General features: G+C 41.5%; 19 protein-coding genes. 12 read left to right on the top strand and 7 right to left on the bottom strand.

All coding sequences use genetic code 11. The features are described 5' to 3' along the window. The first annotated feature begins 116 nt into the window (after positions 1-116). The 5 genes from E2K93_RS15900 to nrdA all read left to right on the top strand — a co-directional run bounded on the left by E2K93_RS15900 (position 117) and on the right by nrdA (position 6,022). Positions 117-887 carry a hypothetical protein gene (locus E2K93_RS15900; RefSeq protein ID WP_135440031.1) on the top strand — a complete coding sequence of 257 codons (771 nt, stop codon included), beginning with the start codon at positions 117-119 and terminating at the stop codon, positions 885-887. Between the two features lie 128 nt (positions 888-1,015). Beyond that, a complete protein-coding gene (locus E2K93_RS15895) occupies positions 1,016-1,753 on the top strand; it encodes a hypothetical protein (protein WP_135440030.1) in 738 nt (245 codons plus the stop codon). Positions 1,754-1,871: 118 nt separating this feature from the next. Continuing rightward, the gene (ubiG, locus tag E2K93_RS15890) at positions 1,872-2,585 is read left to right on the top strand and encodes a bifunctional 2-polyprenyl-6-hydroxyphenol methylase/3-demethylubiquinol 3-O-methyltransferase UbiG (protein ID WP_135440029.1); all 714 of its coding nucleotides are present in this window, start codon (positions 1,872-1,874) and stop codon (positions 2,583-2,585) included. Between the two features lie 18 nt (positions 2,586-2,603). After that, positions 2,604-3,287 carry an HAD family hydrolase gene (locus E2K93_RS15885; RefSeq protein ID WP_135440028.1) on the top strand — a complete coding sequence of 228 codons (684 nt, stop codon included), beginning with the start codon at positions 2,604-2,606 and terminating at the stop codon, positions 3,285-3,287. Between the two features lie 464 nt (positions 3,288-3,751). Further along, on the top strand, positions 3,752-6,022 hold the full coding sequence (gene nrdA / locus E2K93_RS15880; protein WP_135440027.1) for a class 1a ribonucleoside-diphosphate reductase subunit alpha: 2,271 nt from the start codon (positions 3,752-3,754) through the stop codon (positions 6,020-6,022). 522 nt (positions 6,023-6,544) lie between these two features. Here the strand turns inward: nrdA and E2K93_RS15875 are convergent. Next, on the bottom strand, positions 6,545-8,281 hold the full coding sequence (locus tag E2K93_RS15875; protein WP_228445367.1) for an SLC13 family permease: 1,737 nt from the start codon (positions 8,279-8,281) through the stop codon (positions 6,545-6,547). 547 nt (positions 8,282-8,828) lie between these two features. On the opposite strand from E2K93_RS15875, the gene nrdB reads away from it, so the two are divergent. From nrdB to E2K93_RS15855, 4 genes are all read left to right on the top strand, one after another. Continuing rightward, a complete protein-coding gene (gene nrdB, locus E2K93_RS15870) occupies positions 8,829-9,959 on the top strand; it encodes a class Ia ribonucleoside-diphosphate reductase subunit beta (protein WP_135440025.1) in 1,131 nt (376 codons plus the stop codon). 80 nt (positions 9,960-10,039) lie between these two features. After that, positions 10,040-10,249, top strand: a complete 210-nt coding sequence (yfaE, locus tag E2K93_RS15865) for a class I ribonucleotide reductase maintenance protein YfaE (RefSeq protein ID WP_228445621.1) — start codon at positions 10,040-10,042, stop codon at positions 10,247-10,249. Between the two features lie 144 nt (positions 10,250-10,393). Beyond that, positions 10,394-10,885: an acyl-CoA thioesterase gene (locus E2K93_RS15860; protein WP_135440024.1), complete on the top strand. Its 492-nt coding sequence runs from the start codon at positions 10,394-10,396 to the stop codon at positions 10,883-10,885. A 377-nt stretch (positions 10,886-11,262) separates the two neighbouring features. Then, positions 11,263-11,748, top strand: coding sequence for a VOC family protein (locus E2K93_RS15855; RefSeq protein ID WP_135440023.1), 486 nt, complete (start codon positions 11,263-11,265; stop codon positions 11,746-11,748). 110 nt (positions 11,749-11,858) lie between these two features. On the opposite strand, the gene mmuM is transcribed toward E2K93_RS15855, so the two are convergent. The 4 genes from mmuM to E2K93_RS15835 all read right to left on the bottom strand — a co-directional run bounded on the left by mmuM (position 11,859) and on the right by E2K93_RS15835 (position 15,459). Then, on the bottom strand, positions 11,859-12,818 hold the full coding sequence (gene mmuM, locus E2K93_RS15850) for a homocysteine S-methyltransferase (protein WP_135440022.1): 960 nt from the start codon (positions 12,816-12,818) through the stop codon (positions 11,859-11,861). A 135-nt stretch (positions 12,819-12,953) separates the two neighbouring features. Next, the gene (locus tag E2K93_RS15845) at positions 12,954-13,934 is read right to left on the bottom strand and encodes an FAD:protein FMN transferase (protein ID WP_135440021.1); all 981 of its coding nucleotides are present in this window, start codon (positions 13,932-13,934) and stop codon (positions 12,954-12,956) included. An 11-nt stretch (positions 13,935-13,945) separates the two neighbouring features. Then, positions 13,946-15,256, bottom strand: a complete 1,311-nt coding sequence (locus E2K93_RS15840) for a DUF3570 domain-containing protein (protein ID WP_135440020.1) — start codon at positions 15,254-15,256, stop codon at positions 13,946-13,948. Beyond that, positions 15,247-15,459 (bottom strand): DUF4266 domain-containing protein, encoded by a 213-nt coding sequence (locus E2K93_RS15835; protein ID WP_135440019.1) that lies wholly within the window; start codon positions 15,457-15,459, stop codon positions 15,247-15,249. Before E2K93_RS15835 ends, E2K93_RS15840 begins: the two co-directional genes overlap by 10 nt. 177 nt (positions 15,460-15,636) lie before the next feature. Here E2K93_RS15835 and E2K93_RS15830 point away from each other — a divergent pair, with 177 nt between their 5' ends. After that, positions 15,637-16,875, top strand: coding sequence for a retropepsin-like aspartic protease (locus tag E2K93_RS15830; protein ID WP_135440018.1), 1,239 nt, complete (start codon positions 15,637-15,639; stop codon positions 16,873-16,875). A gap of 45 nt (positions 16,876-16,920) precedes the next feature. Here E2K93_RS15830 and E2K93_RS15825 read toward each other — a convergent pair whose 3' ends face one another. Next, a complete protein-coding gene (locus tag E2K93_RS15825; RefSeq protein WP_135440017.1) occupies positions 16,921-17,196 on the bottom strand; it encodes a hypothetical protein in 276 nt (91 codons plus the stop codon). 239 nt (positions 17,197-17,435) lie between these two features. Beyond that, positions 17,436-18,356 (bottom strand): LysR substrate-binding domain-containing protein, encoded by a 921-nt coding sequence (locus E2K93_RS15820; RefSeq protein WP_135440016.1) that lies wholly within the window; start codon positions 18,354-18,356, stop codon positions 17,436-17,438. A gap of 223 nt (positions 18,357-18,579) precedes the next feature. Between E2K93_RS15820 and E2K93_RS15815 the strand changes: the two genes are divergently transcribed. Beyond that, entirely contained in the window at positions 18,580-19,002 is a 423-nt protein-coding gene (locus tag E2K93_RS15815) for a YeeE/YedE family protein (protein ID WP_135440015.1), read from the top strand. Between the two features lies 1 nt (position 19,003). After that, positions 19,004-19,450, top strand: a complete 447-nt coding sequence (locus tag E2K93_RS15810; protein ID WP_135440014.1) for a YeeE/YedE family protein — start codon at positions 19,004-19,006, stop codon at positions 19,448-19,450. Positions 19,451-19,847 lie beyond the last annotated feature (397 nt).

Below are 19,847 nucleotides of genomic sequence, written 5' to 3'. Positions count from 1 at the left end.
TTGCTAATCTTTAGGCACCGGTAAAGCGCAGACTTTACGGATCCTGCTAATGGTATTTAGAAGCGGCTTCAAGCGGTAACGCAGTAATTAGCTATGTAAAATTAGAAGGATACAAGATGAAAGAGTACATAACCTCCCTAACCCTAGCGGTTAGTCTATTGTTCAGCTCTGCTCTATTTGCATTTGATGACCATGAAAAGCCTAAGTCTCTCGCTGACATGTGGGTGATGGTGCCAAATGCCGGACAGCAAGCACAGTTTGAAAAAGCATTTAAAGAGCACCTTAAATATCGCTTATCAAAAAAAGACTCTCGCGAATGGCATGTCTTTGTGCCAACCGTTGGTGTTGATATGAATCGTTACGCGGTGCGTTTTTGCTGTACGTCATTTAAAGATGTCGAAGCCTATAACAAATGGGCTAAAGACAATGACATCGGCAAACATTGGAATGAAACCGTTGCCCAATATGTTGCCAGCTATGAGCACTTTTTTGGTCGCATGGACTTTGAAAACAGTCATTGGCCAGACGATGGTAAAAAATACCGTTATTTCGCAGTTACCGAGTACCAAGTAAAAATGGGAAAAAGTGAAAGTGTTGAAGCGGGTAAGAAGACATTAAGTGACAATGCAAAAGCGATGAAGTGGCCATATCTTTGGTCATGGAGCTGGACCATCGGCGGCGAAGGTGGATTAAACCTAGTCATCCCTTATGAAAACTTTGAAGGCATGACGCCACCAGATAAATCGTTTGGCGAAGCCTTATCTGCGCATTTAAAAGACGATGCCAAAACCGCTGAAATTTTCAGTAACTGGAGTGATAATTTCAGCAGCACCAATTATACCATTTGGTCACTAAGAGATGATATGAGCATGGGACAAAGCGAATAGCCCAAGCACTTATTAACGACTTAACAACAAAGGCAAACCGAATCTCCTGCGGTTTGCCTTTTATTTTTATAAAACAGTAAGATATAGACTACATTTAGTGAATAACACCATACAAAGCACTTACTATTATGCTATTACGACGCATTAACCTTCATTTAAAACAACAAAACTGGACAGCGGTCATCCTAGATTTTCTGGTCGTTGTGCTGGGTATCGTCGTCGGATTACAAATAACCGACTGGAATGAACAGCGCAAAGACAATGCCAAAGAACAACAGTATCTCAGTCAAATCTATCGCGATTTTGGCGTTAATATAGAGAAAGCCAATGCCTTAGTTGCGCATCATGATGAACGAGTCAACGACAGCATGTATGCCATTTCCAAAATCATCAAGCAAAAACCGCAAGATGACGAGGAAGTCGAACGCTTTAAATGGGCGGTATTAACCTTAAAACAACGCCCACCATTGATGTTAGAAATGGGCGGATACAATGCGCTGATTGCCGCGGGTGACTTTGCTCTTATTCGTGATAACGAATTGCGCAACCTATTTATTCGTATCGACAGTGCGATTACAACCGATAAAGAAATGCTCGATATTTTTGATGGTCAAGATTGGAATGAACAAGATCAACAACGAATTGGCAAAACCTTGCCTCACCCAAGTGGTCGTGGCCTGGCTTTTGAAGTAGATTACGATTATGTCGCCAATCACCCGCAATCACTGTCTGTATTCTCTGCGTGGCGTCGCAGTCATGCCACCCTACGCGATTATCGCAGTTATCTAGCAAAGCTTTTCACTGACGCCAGAGAACGAATAAAAGTGGTAAACAATCAATCCTTTGATACAGAAAATAGTCAATAATCGACGATAAACCTATATTGACTATCATCCGTATTACACAATTAACACCAAGTTTCCTTTGATATTAATTGTTTACCTGGGCTAGAATCGAATCATTCTCATCAAGTTGTTTATACCTATGTCAAAACCTTTAAACGTTAACCCTGAAGAAATCGCTAAATTTGAAGCCGTTGCTCACCAATGGTGGGATTTACAAGGTGATTTCAAACCACTACATCAGATCAATCCTTTACGTCGAAATTTTATAACGTCACATGTTGGTGACTTATTTGACTTAGACATTATCGATGTTGGTTGCGGCGGTGGCATTCTCGCTGAAAGTCTGGCTCGACTCGGCGCTAAGGTAACGGGTATCGATATGGGTGAAGAGCCGTTAAATGTTGCCAAGCTGCATGCTTTAGAGTGTGGTGTTGACCTCAATTACCAAAAAATTCCCGTTGAAGAAAAAGCCGAACAATGCCCAGAACAGTTTGATGTCGTAACCTGTATGGAAATGCTTGAACATGTGCCTGATCCGGCGTCAATCGTTAAAGCCTGCAGCGACATGGTTAAACCCGGTGGTTATGTGTTTTTTTCTACATTAAATAAAACCATCAAATCCTACTTATTCGCGATAATTGGCGCCGAAAAAGTATTAAAAATCGTACCTAATGGCACCCACGATTGGGACAAGTTTATTCGACCGAGTGAGCTTATCGGCTGGGCCGAAAATGTTAATTTAAAATGTTTTGATGCGACAGGCATTCATTACAATCCAGTGACCGAGAATCATAAATTAGGCGATGGTTTGGATGTCAATTATCTTATCGCTTGTCAAAAAATTACCGAATAACTTACGGATACCAAAACTATGCTAAGCCAAGCTAAAGGCGTGTTGTTTGATCTTGATGGCACCCTACTCGATACCGCAAAAGACTTAGGTGCGTGCCTCAATTATTTGATGGATAAATATGGCTTTGAGCACGTCTCATACGAACAATATCGCTTGGTTGCATCCGATGGTGTCTACCCATTGCTCGATCTTGGCTTTGCCGAGCAACTGGTGCATTTTGACCGCGAGCAATTGCGCCAAGAATTTCTCGATTACTATCTCGAAAATATTGCCGTTCACAGCAAACCGTTTGACGGCATCGTTGAGCTTATTGATGCCATTGAACGTCAAAATGTGCCTTGGGGCGTGGTAACAAATAAGCCCGCGTTTCTTACCGATCCATTAATGTTGCAGTACCCAGAATTTAAACAATCGATCATTAATGTCAGCGGCGATACGTTACCACAACGTAAACCGGACCCTGCGCCAATGTTACTGGCCAGTGAAGCCCTTGGTGTGGCCAGCAAAGATATTTGGTATTTTGGTGATGCAGAGCGCGATATCCAGGCTGGTCGACGTGCGGATATGACGACCGTGATTGCCAAATGGGGTTATATTAAAAACGAACAAGAATTAGCCAGTTGGCAAGCAAATTATTGCGTTGCTCACCCTTTGCACATTCTTGCTGTCGAAGATCAGGCCAAAGATCGCCCAAACCTGTAACCCACTGTTTTAAAAAGCATTTAAATTGAATAGTCGTTTTTAGTATAACAAGGTCAAAAAACAACCAAAAAGATCTTAAAAAAAATTTTTTAGCTAAAAAAAGATCTTGCTTTTTTGCGATTCTCTTTAGAAATAAAGCGCACAATGTAAGTTGTTACTAACCGGGAAAGCGCAAGTGATTTTTCCACAATTTATTCACTATTTATTGGGGTTGCATTAAGGTCAAAACCTCATTATCTTGTGACTAGATACATTAAAAACCCCAACATATTGTGCATCGCTTTTTGTTGTAAAAGTGTGCAATCAGGGTAGAAAATACACACGGCATGAAGCTGTGTGGCTGCAAGCCAGCGCTAATAAATAACAATAACTACAAATAAAAAAGCAGGGAAAGCAGATCACGTATTACTGCCCTTTGCATACAAGTCAAAGCTATGTATAAAAACTATAAAGACAGGTCATTCATGAACAACAACCTTTTTGTCACTAAGCGTACCGGTGAAAAAGAGCCAATCGACTTAGACAAAATCCACAAGGTAATCGACTGGGCAGCGGAAGGATTAGAATCAGTTTCCGTATCTCAAGTAGAAATTAAGTCACACATCCAGTTTTACGATGGCATCAAAACGGAAGATATCCATGAGACCATCATTAAATCTGCCGCTGATTTAATTTCAGAAGAAACACCAGATTACCAATACTTGGCTGCTCGCTTAGCGGTATTCCATTTACGTAAAAAAGCCTACGGCCAATATGAGCCGCCAGCGCTATTTGATCACGTTCAAAAAATGGTTGAACTTGGTAAGTATGATGAGCATTTGCTGGCTGACTACAGCCCTGCAGAATTTGCTGAAATGGACTCTTTCCTAGACCATGATCGTGATAAAACCTTCAGTTATGGTGCGGTTAAGCAGCTTGAAGGTAAATACTTGGTGCAAAACCGAGTTACCGGCGAGATTTATGAAAGTGCCCAGTTCTTGTATGTATTAGTTGCAGCGTGTTTGTTTGCTAAGTACCCACAAGATACTCGTATGCGCTATGTACGTGACTTCTACGATGCCATTTCGCTATTCAAGATTTCACTGCCAACGCCTATTATGGCCGGTGTACGTACACCAACACGCCAGTTCTCATCATGTGTATTGATTGAGACCGGTGATAGCCTTGATTCGATTAATGCCACATCAAGCGCCATTGTAAAATACGTTTCACAACGTGCAGGTATTGGTATTAATGCCGGTCGTATTCGTGCGCTAGGTAGCCCGATTCGCGACGGTGAAGCATTCCATACTGGTTGTATTCCATTCTACAAACACTTTCAAACAGCGGTTAAAAGCTGTTCACAAGGTGGTGTACGTGGTGGCGCAGCAACATTGTTTTATCCACTTTGGCACCTTGAAGTTGAAAGCTTATTGGTTCTTAAAAACAACCGTGGTGTTGAAGAGAACCGTGTTCGTCATTTAGATTACGGCGTTCAATTTAACAAAACCATGTATCAGCGTTTGATCAAAGGCGAATACATTACCTTGTTCAGCCCGTCAGACGTACCTGGTTTATACGACGCTTTCTTTGAAGATCAAGAATTATTCGAAGAGCTTTACGTTAAATACGAAAACGATTCAACTATTCGTAAGAAGCGCATTAAAGCCATTGAGCTATTTACCTTGTTTGCACAAGAACGTGCGTCAACAGGTCGTATATACCTGCAAAACGTTGATCACTGTAATACGCACAGCCCGTTTGATCCAAAAGTGGCTCCGGTTCGTCAATCAAACTTATGTTTGGAAATTGCCCTACCTACGAAACCACTTGCTCATGTTAATGATCCAGATGGTGAAATCGCGCTATGTACCCTATCAGCCTTTAACTTAGGTAAAATTGAGTCGTTAGACGAACTTGATGGTTTAGCCGATTTAGCGGTTCGTGCGCTAGATAGCTTATTAGATTATCAAGACTACCCAGTACCAGCGGCATTAAATGCCACTGTCGGTCGTCGTACCTTAGGTATTGGTGTCATTAACTACGCATACTACTTAGCCAAAAATGGCGTGTTCTACTCAAATGGTAGTGCAAACAACCTAACACATAGAACATTCGAAGCGATTCAGTATTACTTGCTTAAAGCGTCGAATCAGTTAGCGAAAGAGCAAGGTGCTTGCCCATTATTTAACGAAACCAAACTTTCTAAAGGTATCTTACCGATTGATACCTACAAAAAAGAAGTCGACAAAGTCTGTTCTGAGTCGTTGCATCTTGATTGGGAAGGTTTGCGTGAAAACATTAAGCAATATGGTGTGCGTAACTCGACCGTTTCAGCACTTATGCCGTCAGAAACCTCATCACAGATTTCGAATGCGACTAACGGTATTGAACCGCCACGTGGTTTGATTTCAGTTAAAGCGTCAAAAGACGGTGTATTGAAGCAAGTTGTGCCTGAATACGAGCGATTGAAACACAACTACGAGTTACTTTGGAATATTCCAAATAACACCGGTTATCTTGAACTGGTTGCTATTATGCAAAAATTCGTTGACCAAACGATTTCTGCAAACACCAACTACGACCCAAGTAAATTCGAAAACGGTAAAGTGCCGGTTAAGCAAATCCTTAAAGACTTATTGCTTGCTTATAAACTTGGCGTTAAAACCATGTATTACCATAATACCCGCGATGGTGCTGATGACAGCCAGGGCGATATGGATGATGGTTGTGAAGGCGGTGCATGTAAGATTTAATCTTACCTCGCTATCTATCGATAAAAAGAGAAGGCATGCCCTTCTCTTTTTTTATGGCCCGATTTTAGGTGCTAGATTTTAGGCCTGAGCATGTATGCGCAAGTTTTTATGTATAAGACTGGGTACTGTGATTGAAAACCACTGCACAGTAACCCGACAGCGCAGGCATGAGTTCAAATAGCTTCAATAACAATGAACGTTATCAGCAAGCCCGCAACCGCCTCGCGCATGCACTTCAATCAAACACGTCAAGCAAAGTTAATATCTATATATACAAACCTGCCCGTGACAACGATTTACAGCGAACACGTAATCTTTACATCTTTATAACAACAAAGTCTTGCAGGCTTTTACATTTGGTTAACGGTATTATTTTGCTAAAGGTATAACATTTAAGACAGTTAACTTTTCATAGTTTTCCTCCCTGAAATGCAAATTATTCGCCCCACTCTTTAGTGGGGCTTTTTTTTGCGTTTATTTAGTGAGGCTTTGTTAACTTATAGAAAAAGTTAATGTTGCTGCCTACAAATACATGTAGTTAAGCGTGAATGATAGGATAATCCACATCAGGATACTGAGCGGGATACCGACTTTCATAAAGTCAGAGAAATGATAACCACCAGCGTTCATCACCAGCAAGTTGGTTTTATAAGCCATTGGGGTGGCGTAACTTAAATTAGCACCAAATAAAACCGCCAGCACAAAGGGCTCTGCCGGTGCACCAAGCTGTTGAGCCACAGAAATAGCAATCGGTGTACCGATAACCGCAGCGGCGTTATTCGATACCACATTGGTTAAGATAGCCAGCAGTAACATCAATGCTGCGAGGACACCGCCGGTGGGCAGCGAAGAGGACATAGCAACAAACAATTCAGCCAAATACTGAGCGCCGCCGGTTTCCATCATCGCCGTACCTAACGCCAATGACGCAGCAACGATTAAAATAACCTGAGTGCTCAATGCGGCACTGACTTCTTTCCAATTAAGACACCGTGTCATCAATAGCAACAGCACGCCAACAATTGAGCTCACCACGATTGGCAAAATATCCAATACAGGCAAGGTAACCACGGCACAAAGAATACCGAGTGCCAATGGCGCTTTTCGAGTGTGGACTATCTTTGCAGCGCCATCGACAACCAAAATACCTTGTTTGGTTTTTAGTTTTTCTATTTGCTCCACATCACCTTGTACCAGCAATATATCGCCAATATTCAAGGTCACATTACCAATGCTTTTACGGCCGATTTCCATCGCTTTACCATCGCGATGTAAGGCAATGACCGATAAGCCGTATTCGTGAGCAAAACTGACGCTTTTTAAAGTACGGCCTATCAAGCCTGAGCCTAATATCACTACAATTTCAGCGAGCACCTGAGAACCGGGCTCTAATGGGTGATCCGCATCGAGTTTGTGTTTTCCTGAGTACAAGGTTGCTTTTAACACCCGTTCAAACTCTTTTAATCGGTCAGGGTAATCTCGTACTTGCAACCTATCACCAGGGCGAATTAAGGTGTCTGGCAATGGCATAAGCTTATGATTGTCAGAGCCACGTTGAATACTTTGGATTTGCAATTGACCATCGGTCAATTTAATTACTTCGGCAATGGTTTTACCTGCCGCTAAACACGTGTCATTAACGCTAAGGTAAGCGCTAAATAAGCGCGGTGATGTATCCGGCATACTGGCTTCACGTTTAGGCAAAATACGCGGCGCAACCAACCACAAATATAACACCGCTGCGGATGCGGCAACCAATGCAGGAATAGCAAAATCAAATAAACCAAAGCGCTTTAAGCCCATATCAAAGGCAACACTGACCACCAACAAGTTGGTTGATGTACCTATGGTTGTGACCATTCCGCCGACTAATGTTGCAAAGCCCATCGGCATGAGCATGCCACTTGGGTCGGCTTTGGTACGAATCGCGACACTGATCAAGATAGGTAATAACAGCACCACGATTGGCGTGTTGTTGACAAAGGCACTTAACGTACCGGCAATAATGAGGGTAAATAATAACGATATTTGCGGACTGATCTTCCACAATTTCGCCAGACTTCGCCCTATCGGCTCTAATGCACCGGTACGTACTAACGAATGACCGATGATCATTAACGCACAAACCGTCACTAACGCTTCATGACCAAAGCCATAGAAAAACGAAACAGGTTCAATCACATTGCCGTTATACTCGAACGGGAAGACAGCAAAAAACACCGTTAATACGGCAATAACCGTTAGCGAAGAGGTTTCCAAGGAGATATCTTCTCGTTTGAAAAGATATAAAGCACCAAGTGTTAAGATTAAAACTACTAGAGCATGGTAATTCGGCAGGCTCGGGAGTGTTGCCAGCATCATAAGTCTATCTTTTTTGGTCTATTTTTGGTGTGTCATTGCAATTAAGAATAGCCAGAAATCTGGCTAAAAAGCAACCATTAATTGACTATGACAAGAATTGCGGTCAAAGATTCAAAATTCATGGTATTTATCTAAATTGCTGTCATCATAATGAATTTAGAAATGCAAACAATTTAGTTATCAATTTTCCCCTGATTTGAGTAGAAACATTTCCATATTTGGTGTTATTATCCAATTATTAACCACCATATATTGTGTAATTAGGTGGTTTGGCACAATTAAGTTGTGAACTCGAATCCTGAAAAAAAGCCGGCTTTATCGTAGATTTTTCGCTAAACGGTTAAATGAATAACCAGAACAATAAACGCCTTGGATTTGAGATAGCAGAAAATAAAAATTTAATACTGTAATGACGACATATTGGGCAGTATTGAAAGGAGAAATGATGTCGTACTCAACTTTTAATCAAACCAAAAACAACCCTTTACTTGAACCGATGTTTTTGGGCCAAACCGTTAACGTATCCCGTTACGATCAGCAAAAGCACCCTATTTTTGAAAAGCTGATTGAAAAGCAGCTTTCGTTCTTCTGGCGCCCAGAAGAAGTCGATATTTCTAAAGATCGTGCCGATTGGCAGTCATTGACGCAAAGCGAGCAACACATCTTTATTTCCAACCTGAAATATCAAACCTTGCTTGATTCAATTGCCGCACGCAGTGTTAACGTCTGTATGCTACCTTTGGTTTCGATTCCAGAACTAGAAACATGGATTGAAACTTGGGGTTTCTATGAGACCATCCATTCACGTTCGTACACGCATATTTTGCGTAACTTGTTTACTGACCCAAGTGCCGTATTCGATGATATCGTTATTAACGAAAACATCATCAAACGCGCTAGCACAATCAGCCAATACTTCGACCGTTTGATCTTGATGACTCAGTTATATCAAGCTCAAGGCGAAGGTACTTACGAAGTTGAAGGTAAGCAAGTTGAGGTTACTGAGCGCGAAATTAAAAAAGCGCTCTACCGTTCAGTATGTTCAACCAATGCATTAGAAGCGATTCGTTTTTATGTGTCGTTTGCCTGTTCATTTGCATTTGCCGAACGCGAATTATTGGAAGGTAACGCCAAGATCATCAAGCTAATCGCTCGAGATGAAGCGGTTCACTTAACCTCTACTCAACATATTCTAAATATTTGGGCGAGCGGTAAAGATGATCCTGAGATGAAAGAAATCAGCGAAGAATTACATCAAGAAGGTCTAGAAATTTTCCTTGATGTTATTCGTCAAGAAAAGGAATGGGCTGATTATCTGTTTAAAGACGGTTCTATGATCGGTCTTAACAGCGAAATTCTTAAGCAATACATTGAGTATCTATCAAATCAGCGTTTGACTGCGATTGGCTATGCGCCACAATTTGAAATTAAGAGTAATCCATTACCATGGATCAACTCTTACTTGAGCAGTGATAATGTGCAGGTTGCACCTCAAGAAACCGAGATTTCATCATACCTGGTTGGTCAAACGGACAGCGCCGTTGATTCAACCGATTTTGAAGACTTCGATCTGTAACCTCAGGCCTAAGCATTAAGCCTGTGGGAAACAAAGTCACCATAGATAACAAGGTTGTCGAAGCGGAATTCGACAACCTTATCTATAAAACCACCCTTGAATATTTTGAAGCCAACGACATAGAGATTCATTATCATTGTCGTGATGGGTTTTGCGGCGCCTGTCGCTGTAACTTGGTTGAAGGTGATATTGAATACGTCAACGGTGAACCACTGGCCTTTATTCGTGATGGTGAATTCTTACCTTGTTGCTCGGTTCCCAAAACCGACATCATCGTCACAACAGATTAACTCTGTCTAGCAATCTACTCGTTAGCCTTTATATAACTCCCTGATTAATCAACTATATCCCTGTAAATCATGGCCTTTGTGCTATACACTCTATAGCAAGCTGAATAATTATTTTCCTCTGTTTGAGACTCATAAGGATTACCTATGGCCGCCCCACAACGTTCACTCACCCTTCGTTTTCTCGCTGAACCGCAAGATGTCAACTTCGGCGGCAAAGTACACGGTGGTGCCGTAATGAAGTGGATCGATTTGGCCGCCTACGCCTGTTCGGCGGGTTGGAGCTCACGTTATTGTGTTACCGCTTACGCTGGTGGCATTCAATTTGTATCGCCTATCCACGTTGGCAACCTAGTCGAAGTTGAAGCCAAAGTAATCTATACCGGTAATACCTCGATGCATATTGCTTTAGAAGTGCTTGCTTGCGATCCTAAATCGTTATCTAAACGTCTAACCACACATTGTATTGTCATCATGGTGGCTGTCGATGAGAGCGGTCATCCGGTAAATATCCCACAATGGGTTCCTGAAACCGACGAAGATATTAAACAGCACGAAACCGCGAAAAAATTAATGGATATGCGCAAAACCATTAAGAATGAAATGCAAATATTCAATACAGCGACGGTGAGTAAATAAAACACCGTATCTATATTCAAATACCAACACGATTCAATACCCTAAGCTATTAAGAACCTAAGCTATTAAGAACCTAAGCTATTAAAAACCTAAGCTTTTAAGAACCTAAGCTTTTAGGTAGCACGGCTCAAAGAGCCTACCTTTGAGCGTTTGCCTGACAGGTGCATAAAGCAACTCACTATCAACGTCTGCGTATACCTAACTGGAAGCAGTGTTGCATGTTCAACATAGAAGCGTCATTACAACTTATTATCAATACCATGACAATTGATAATTTCACATAATACATGTCAATTCATATAATCTCCTCATCGAATCGAGTTACGGTTTATCCAGCTCAATTATTCATTATTTAATTATCAAGTTTGGAGTACATTATGAAAATGAATCACGTAGGTATTATGGTTGGCGACATGGATAAAGCGATTGAGTTTTACACCAATGCTTTAGATCTTGACATTGTTATGAATAAAGCGACCGTTGTTGAAGAGCGCGAATCAGCGATTGGCCGTATGTGTATCGCCGTTTTTGGTGAAGGTTTTAAAGGCTTTAATATTGCGCACTTAGTTACATCAGATGGTATTGGCGTTGAATTATTTGAGATGAAAGAACGTGCTGAACGACATGATTTAGACTTTTCTCGTTTGGGCATATTCCACTTTTGTTTACAAACCGATGACTTTGCAGGCGTTATCGAAAAAACTGAAAAGTTTGGCGGTAAGGTACGTATGGATATTATGCGCTACCACCCAGAAGACGACAGCAAGCCAGCAAAAATGGTGTATTTAGAAGACCCGTTTGGCAACTTATTTGAACTGTACTCACACACCTATGAAGAAACATACGCGTCTGAATACGAGTAATCGTGCGAGCAACATTTAAAATGAAAGGATTGGCATTGCCAATCCTTTTTTATTTGTTATATCGCATTAAAACGCAATGGTTAACTTTTTGAGAAGTGGCCTCACCGCGACTAGTCGGCATTGGATTTCGTTAGCGCGGCTTTTATCGAGGCAATATGTTTTGGCCCCATACGGCAACAGCCGCCGATAATATTTGCGCCGGCGTTTAACCATTGCTCTGAGGCGAGACCGCATTCATTTGGGGTTGCCGTCCCATGCCACGTTTTACTTTGTGCATCATAGTCTTCGCCAGAATTAGGATACACAACAATAAACTTGTCATTACAAACGGATTTGATTCTTTCGATGAGTTCGACCATGTATGTAGGGTTGGTACAATTTACGCCAAAAGCAATAGGATTTGCGCTATCACGCAAGGCGACAACACACTCTTCAATCGGCGTACCATCGTTTAATTGTTGTCCATTTTTACATGAGAAACTTAGCCAAGCGGGTTTTGTTTGCTTGTTAAGTAACTCAGTTAACACTCTGGCTTCTTGTAAGCTAGGTACCGTTTCACATGCCAGCATATCGGCATCGGTTTGAGTTAATAATGACAGTTGCGCCTGGTGATGCGTTTTCAATACCTCATCACTCACACCATAATTACCATGATATTCTGAACCATCGGCTAAGCTGGCGCCATAAGGGCCAATACTCGCGGCAACAAAAGGTCGCATGGTATCTGGATTAAGCTGCATAAATTGCTCAACAGCGTGTTGCGCTAGGGTAACCGAGCTGACAATTAAATCACTCGCTTGGTTTTCGCTTAATCCTAATTTAGTCAACTCAGCAACGGATGCTTGATAGCTTGCGGTGATTACGCATTGCGCTCCGGCTTTTAAATAATGCAAATGTGCTGCAACGATAGCACTTGGCGCTGATAATAAAAGCTGCGCTGACCACAAGCTATTGTTTAGATCAAAACCTTGTTCTTCAAGTTGGTTAGACATGCCGCCATCCAACAACAAAGTGTTACCTTGATTAAGGAAGTCAATAATACGATGGTCTTTCAAGCGCGGGTTCGTCATAGGTTAGTCACTGTGTTGCTGGTTATATCAGACATTAAGCATTTGTTTTGCTTACGTCAATCATCGGCATATGATGGTGCTGTTGCTGTTGCTGGTGCTGATGCAGCTATTGCTATTAGCTTGCTAGTCTAAACGTTAGCAAATCAACCAATGACCAACATCCAGCTCTTTTAAAAATGTCGCCGCATGCTCTCCTTGGCACATCGACCAGGTTGCGATAAAGCCTGCTTGCACACAGTTAGGCGCCGTGATGGTCACTGAACGCGGCGCATTAACAATTGCCTTACCTGTTTTTGGGTTAAGAATATGCGCGTATCGCACACCGTCTTTTAAAAGATAGCGATTTGCGTCACCGCTACTGGCAATGGCGCCTGTATTTAAAGATACGGTATGCACTGCGTGTTGTTTTTTATCAGGGTGCTGCAACCCTACTTGCCAAGCTTGACGTTCATTGCCAGTGTTTAGCGGAGCTTTATTGGCCAACATATCACCGCCAAAGTTAATCAATATCGCTGGCAATGCTGTGTTCAGGTCTGACATCAGTGATTCGGCGATTAGCATCGCCCTATCTACCGCATACTCTTTTCCTAAGCCGCCTAAATCTAATTCCATTGATTCGGGCATCCACATCGTGTCAGCGCCTAGCTGTAACTTATCTAAGCCAATGTGCGCTAACAATGGCTCAATGTCTTTATCTACAGGTAGCTGGTCGGAACCATCAAACTGCCAAGCTTTGCGTAAAATACCGGCACTGATATCAAACAATCCATCACTTAATTGATAGCACTGTTTGGCAAAGGCAAATAAACGCTTGGTTTCGTCGTCAATAACGGTTTCATGTCCCGCTTGTTGGTTAATATGAGTTAATACACTGTCGCTGCGGTATCTTGAGTACTTTTGTTCTATACGGCGGGTTTCATCGACAATGGCTTGGGCTAACTGCTTAACCACAACGTCATCATCACTATTAATAAGAATTTCGCAAAGACTTGCCATAGCGCTAAAGCATACCTTGTAACCCAATGAGGTTTTCGCTAACGAGAATGGCAATAACGTCTCAGCGACAGCTGATGGACTATCAACATGATGTTTTGATTTTACTCGCTCAGTGGTCATAGGCTTAGCCGCTAAAAAGAATTACTGACTTGAAATATGATGGCTTTAACCGATTCATATAAATCTTGTTCAGCCAAGACGCCCGGCGCGTCAACGCCAGGATTATCTGGATCTTGCTGGTAATATTGCAATCGAAACGACCATTCTCGCCCTTTATCAAATAAAATGCCGTATTTAAAGCCGAGGGTGAAGGCACTCATTTTCCCCAAACGATAATCGGCGCTGACGTGTGTCGGTTGCTCATTTTGCCATTGTTCCGTTGTCACAAAAGGTTGAAAAAACTCGGCCTCCTGCTGCTCGTAATAGCGAACATGCGGCTCTAAGTAACGGCCATTTAATTGTATGCGGTAGCGCAAATCAAAGGTATGCGAGTTTATTTGCCAGTCATCCCACATGTATCGATACGAAACATCAATAATGTCATGCTCTAAATGATATTTGCTTTGCGCAAACACACTTTGTTTTTGTCTTGTATCCGGACGGCTTTCATAAATTTGTGCTTGTGAAATACCTTGCTCGTCCACTAAAGAAACAATTTTAAACGCATCATTGAGGTAGCCATCTACGCTGGAATAAGAATAATTGAATTGCACGATGGCGCGGCGACTGAGCACCTGCGTAACACCAAACAACACATCAATGGTGGTTTTATCATCGTCTTTAGCGATTCGATATGGGTTTTCACCTGATGATAAATCGGTAAACACATTACCGTTTAATACACTATCCGGTGTGACTTGCGGCAAAATAGCCAATGGCTTAGGAATGCCACCTTCAGGATCAATTTGATCAATAAAAGCACCGAGGCCAAACGCTAATGTGGTATTTTTTTTATTAAAATCGCGAGCAACCGAACCACTGACACCGAGTGAAAAGTAGTCATATTCTTTCGAGGCATGAGCGGCTACGGAATAACGAGAGTCGGCACTAACAGGCTGTGACCATGAGGCGTTTAACTGTAAACGGGTGTCATGAAATGTTGGGTCTAAGGGAGTTTCATTGGCATCAACTTGATATACCCCATCACCGCTTGGTCTGGCAAATGTCTGAACATAAGGCTGAGGTACCGCGCCATTAGCCGACGCACCACTTAATGTATCGGCAGTAATTTTGCCATTAAATATATGTTGGTCGCCAAAGTCTTTTGTCGCTGAAACTATGCCTTCAACGACTGAAACACGTTGCTCTTCGGCATAAACCAAAACCGCCGTATCAACCTGCCAGGCGTCTTGTTGTGCTTTTGCGTTGCTGCCAAGTAATGAGCATGCAGCTGCGCCAAGGATGGCTTTGACATTATTGCCGGAGTCATCCTTTAATTGCATCCACAGCCTCCACCAGCAAAACTGCGACCGCCACTGGATGCTTCCTTGGAAAAATAAACATGATCGTCGACGATGGTATCTAAACCACCGCTGTTAAGCGCCATTTCTTTTTTTGCTAACAGATCTCGCTGCCATGGTTCAACGCCTAAACTGGCGCATCCACTAAACATCAAACAGCTAACAATTACGATGACTCTTTTCATAGATACTCGCGTCGATTGTGTTGATTATGTCGAACGTGTCGGAGAAAAATGCATATCAGCTGATATTCGCTAACAGTAAATTCGAGCAACTCAACATTGTATGTTAATGTATATCTAAATATTTTAGTGCAATCAATGGCTTTTAGTGACAAACCATTGCAAAGGTAGAATATCACGATGTCAAAAAACAAAATTATCGTGCTGTTGTTATTGGCGTTATCGTTTTCTATATACACCAATATCACCCTATTAAAACGTCAAGCGCAAGTCGAAAATAACATTGCAGAGCAACCTGCCAATGGCGTTTCCATGCACACAGCGTCAACAAATAACAATTCTAACAATGGTTCCTTGAGCGCCAGTGATGGTCTTTCTTCGTCTATTTCAACCCAAGAAAAAGTCGATCAACTTTACAGCGACGATAATCGCTTAAACCTGCTTATCGCCAAAGCCCATCAATATTTTGACAGTTATCAATTTGCACAGGCCGTCGATCTATATGAAGAAATTTATTTTAGCGACGAGGACATCAGCTTTAAATTAAAACTAACCTGGCTACAACAGGCTAACCTTTGGCTAAAAGGCAACCAAATCAATATTTCTGAAGATTTTGTCGAGCAAATGCTAAGAGTATTTCCGTACGATTACGAAACCAGCATAGTGCAATTGGCGATATTAAAAAAACGCGGTGACAATGAATTGGTTTTTGAACGTTACCTCGACCTGATACGTAATCAATTCGACAGCCGCAAGCACAGTTTTTTAGAAAGTCAGTTGCAGGCTTATTATCAGCAATGGTCTGCGCATATCATGCAATTACAAAACTGGTCACTTTTGATTGAGCAGACAGAAAAGCTTATCGATCAGCAAGGATTTCAAGTCGAGTATATTCTGGTCATCAGTGAAGCGCATATTCACTTAAATAACATAGACAATGCATTGGCGTATCTTGAGCAAGTCGAAGGTTTACCGCAAGTTGAAGTGCAACTGAATAAACTACTGCGCATGATAGAGCGTAAAGAACGCAACTTAAACGGCATTCCTTTAATCAAAGATGGCGACCATATGTTGGTTAATGCTCGATTTAATCAAGGTCGTTATGGGCGTCTAATGATTGATACTGGCGCATCATTAACGGTTATATCTGAACGTTTGTTAAATGAATTATCAGCACAAGAAAACTATGATGTGCATCGCACTATGACGATACGAACAGCATCCGGTGAAGAGCAAGCCTACAGCATTATTATTAAACAATTTACCATAGACGCTTGGACCGTCGAAAATTTGGAAGTGGTTATTATGCCATTAGAAAGTATGGACAGTGCCGATGGTTTATTAGGCATGAATTTTCTTAAGCAATTTACCTTCAATATTGACCAACAAGAGCGCTTACTGTTTCTGCAAGAAAAATAGCAACCGATGCGGGCATATAACAAATGCAATTACAGCCCTGTCTAGCTAAGCAACTTTTTTCTCAATAGCGCTGCGGCTTTTCATAGGGATCACCTTACTCACTTTGCCTAACTGATGACGTTTCTCATCATTTAAAATGGCAATCATAAATTGTAGGTCGATATATTTACCAACAATTGCCAGCAGCAAACTGATAAGCGGTAGGTATAGGATTGAATACACCATGTTGTTAACCAACAAAATATCCACCATCAATGGGGTTAAAACTAACAGTGTTGCTAAGTAACGATATCCTTTTAACATCATACGATTCATTTTCATGATTTGCTCCCGGTGCTTGTATGCAATTTATGGTGTTAATGCTAGGCATTGACCGAGATTTGTACAAAGGGAAAATATTCACCATATAGGTGAATATCATTCAACCATAAAGAAACACAGATAAATTTATTAACATCTTATTAACAATCAACAACTTACAAGTTTAAGTCGCGCTGTGTTCGATGACAAAATGCCGACAACCGTATGACAACAGATGAAAATTAATCCGCTATGAATGACTATGTTGAGGTTTTCTTAGTATTTTTGACTTGTTGTTGCAATAGTGGTGACTTGGTTAACCAGGATAAAAAACAATGGATCTCATGGCGCTCTTCGTCTTCTGGACGGTACACCGCATACAACGCATTGGTGTATGGAGTGACTATTTCAAAAGGGTTTACTAATAACTTGCGCTCTATCAATCGATTTTCAATCGGCACCATAGCCAAAGCCACCCCGAGCCCCTGCTCAGCTGCATCAAGCATGGTGTCATAATTGTTAAAACTTAATTGAGTCTTTGCCTTAAAGCGGTCAACACCTAAGTACCCCATCCAAGTCGACCAAATGTTATCCATATTACCCAAATCAAGCAGTGGCACATCACTAAGCTGTTCAAGTTTACGTAAGTCATGTTGCTGCTGAAATTCAGGAGAGCAAACGGCGGCAATATCGACGTTCATCAACTTTTGGCTCAACACCCCCGGCCAACCGCCTTTGCCTATGCGTATAGCAATATCAAAATCACTGTAGCGCAAATCCGCCAATTGCATGCCGGTCTCAATGCGAATATCGATGTCTGGATGAGCCTTTTGAAATAACCCTAATTGCGGAATAATGACGTTAGACGCCATGGTTGGAAACGTGGATATACGCAATACCGGCGATTGAAATTGGCGGGTGATCTCTGCGGTGCCCTGCTCGATGGTATACAACGCATCTTGCACTGTTTTTAAATAACTGCGACCGGCATTATTCAAACTCACCTTACGGGTTTTACGAATAAATAATTCGAAGCCAAGAAATTCTTCTAATGCTTTTATTTGATGGCTCACCGCCGACGGCGTGATAAACAGCTCTTCAGATGCTTGTTTAAAACTCTGTAGTCGGGCTGCAACTTCAAATATTTGTAATAAGTGCAGAGGTGGTAACTTGCGTGCCATAAATGAATCTAAATCAACTGTTATTATTGCTTAAGTGTACTTGGCTTTATAATTTTTATCACTATGTATTCGCGGGTTACAACGACTACACTTGAATCAATTGACGCTAGCATTTTGTATTTAAACGCATTTTCGTACATATCTAAAAGCTGGCTGCATGAACTACCTTTTTGTATTAGCAAGTGCTAATATAAGGCAACTTTAGATCCAAGGTATTTTTTATATGACAGAATTCACTCCCTATTCGGCGCTGATTGGTGGCGCTATTATAGGTATAGCAGCAATCTTATTGTTGTTGTTACTCGGTAAGATAGCCGGAATTTCCGGTATTTTTGCCCATACTTTTTCTCGCTATCCGATTCAATCGAGCTGGCAGTTATTTTTCATACTCGGCCTTATTGCTGGCCCTATGATTGCCGCTTTTTTCGGCTTTTCGTTGCCCAATGAAATCAATGTACAATGGTCACATGTGATCATAGGCGGCTTTTTGGTTGGTTTTGGCTCTAGATATGGTTCAGGCTGCACCAGCGGTCACGGCATTTGTGGTATAGGACGATTATCAAAACGTTCAATCGTCGCCACTGTTGTGTTTATGATCACAGCCGCCATTACGGTGTTTGTAACACGCCACATGGTAGGAGGCTAGCATGACCAGTAAAACCGGAAAAAGCATCGTAACCAATGTATCTGCCTTTGTCTGTGGTCTAATATTCGCGATTGGCCTAACGGTGTCGCAAATGGTCAATCCAGATAAGGTGCTTAACTTTCTCGACTTATTCGGTAATTTTGATGCCAGTCTCGGGTTTGTCATGGCTGGGGCATTAATGGTGTTTATAAGCGCGTATTTGCTTGTGATAAAACGAATGGAAAAACCAATATTTGCCAGTAACTTCGATTTGCCTAAAAGTACCAGCATCGATAGCCGATTAATCATTGGCAGTGCTATTTTTGGAATTGGCTGGGGCTTATCGGGTATTTGTCCGGGTCCAGCCGTTGCTAATATAATTGGTGCCAATGATAAAATACTGGCTTTTATTTTGATGATGTTAGTTGGTATGATCATCGCTCAGAAGGCCAATAAAAATAGTCAATAAGCTAATTTCTGCACCAAAACAGTGCTGTTGATAACTATAGATAAAAAACGCATCATCATGAATAACTATTCAGATGGTGCGTTTTTTATGCAAATTGACGCCTTGAATTTAAGACAATAAAAAGTACTGATGACCCAATGAATTCGTTAATTTTTACAACGCAAGCCCCAACGCCACAAATTTTCGCCATATTTAACCGTGCGCCTATACAAAAATCACAGCAATGGCTTTCACCCCTTTAAAAACAAGATGTTAACCTAGCTGCACGTAATCTGAATTCAATAAAAATCAAATTTGAAAGGATGAAAAAACTGACAAATGTCAATTTATAAATTCGCAACATTGTCTCGATTCGTCATATTTTATTTTTGTACATTAATGCTATAGATAAGCACTT

The sequence above is a fragment of the Thalassotalea sp. HSM 43 genome (assembly GCF_004752005.1).
Classification (GTDB): Bacteria; Pseudomonadota; Gammaproteobacteria; order Enterobacterales; family Alteromonadaceae; genus Thalassotalea_A.
This window is presented reverse-complemented; position numbering and strand designations above follow the sequence as displayed.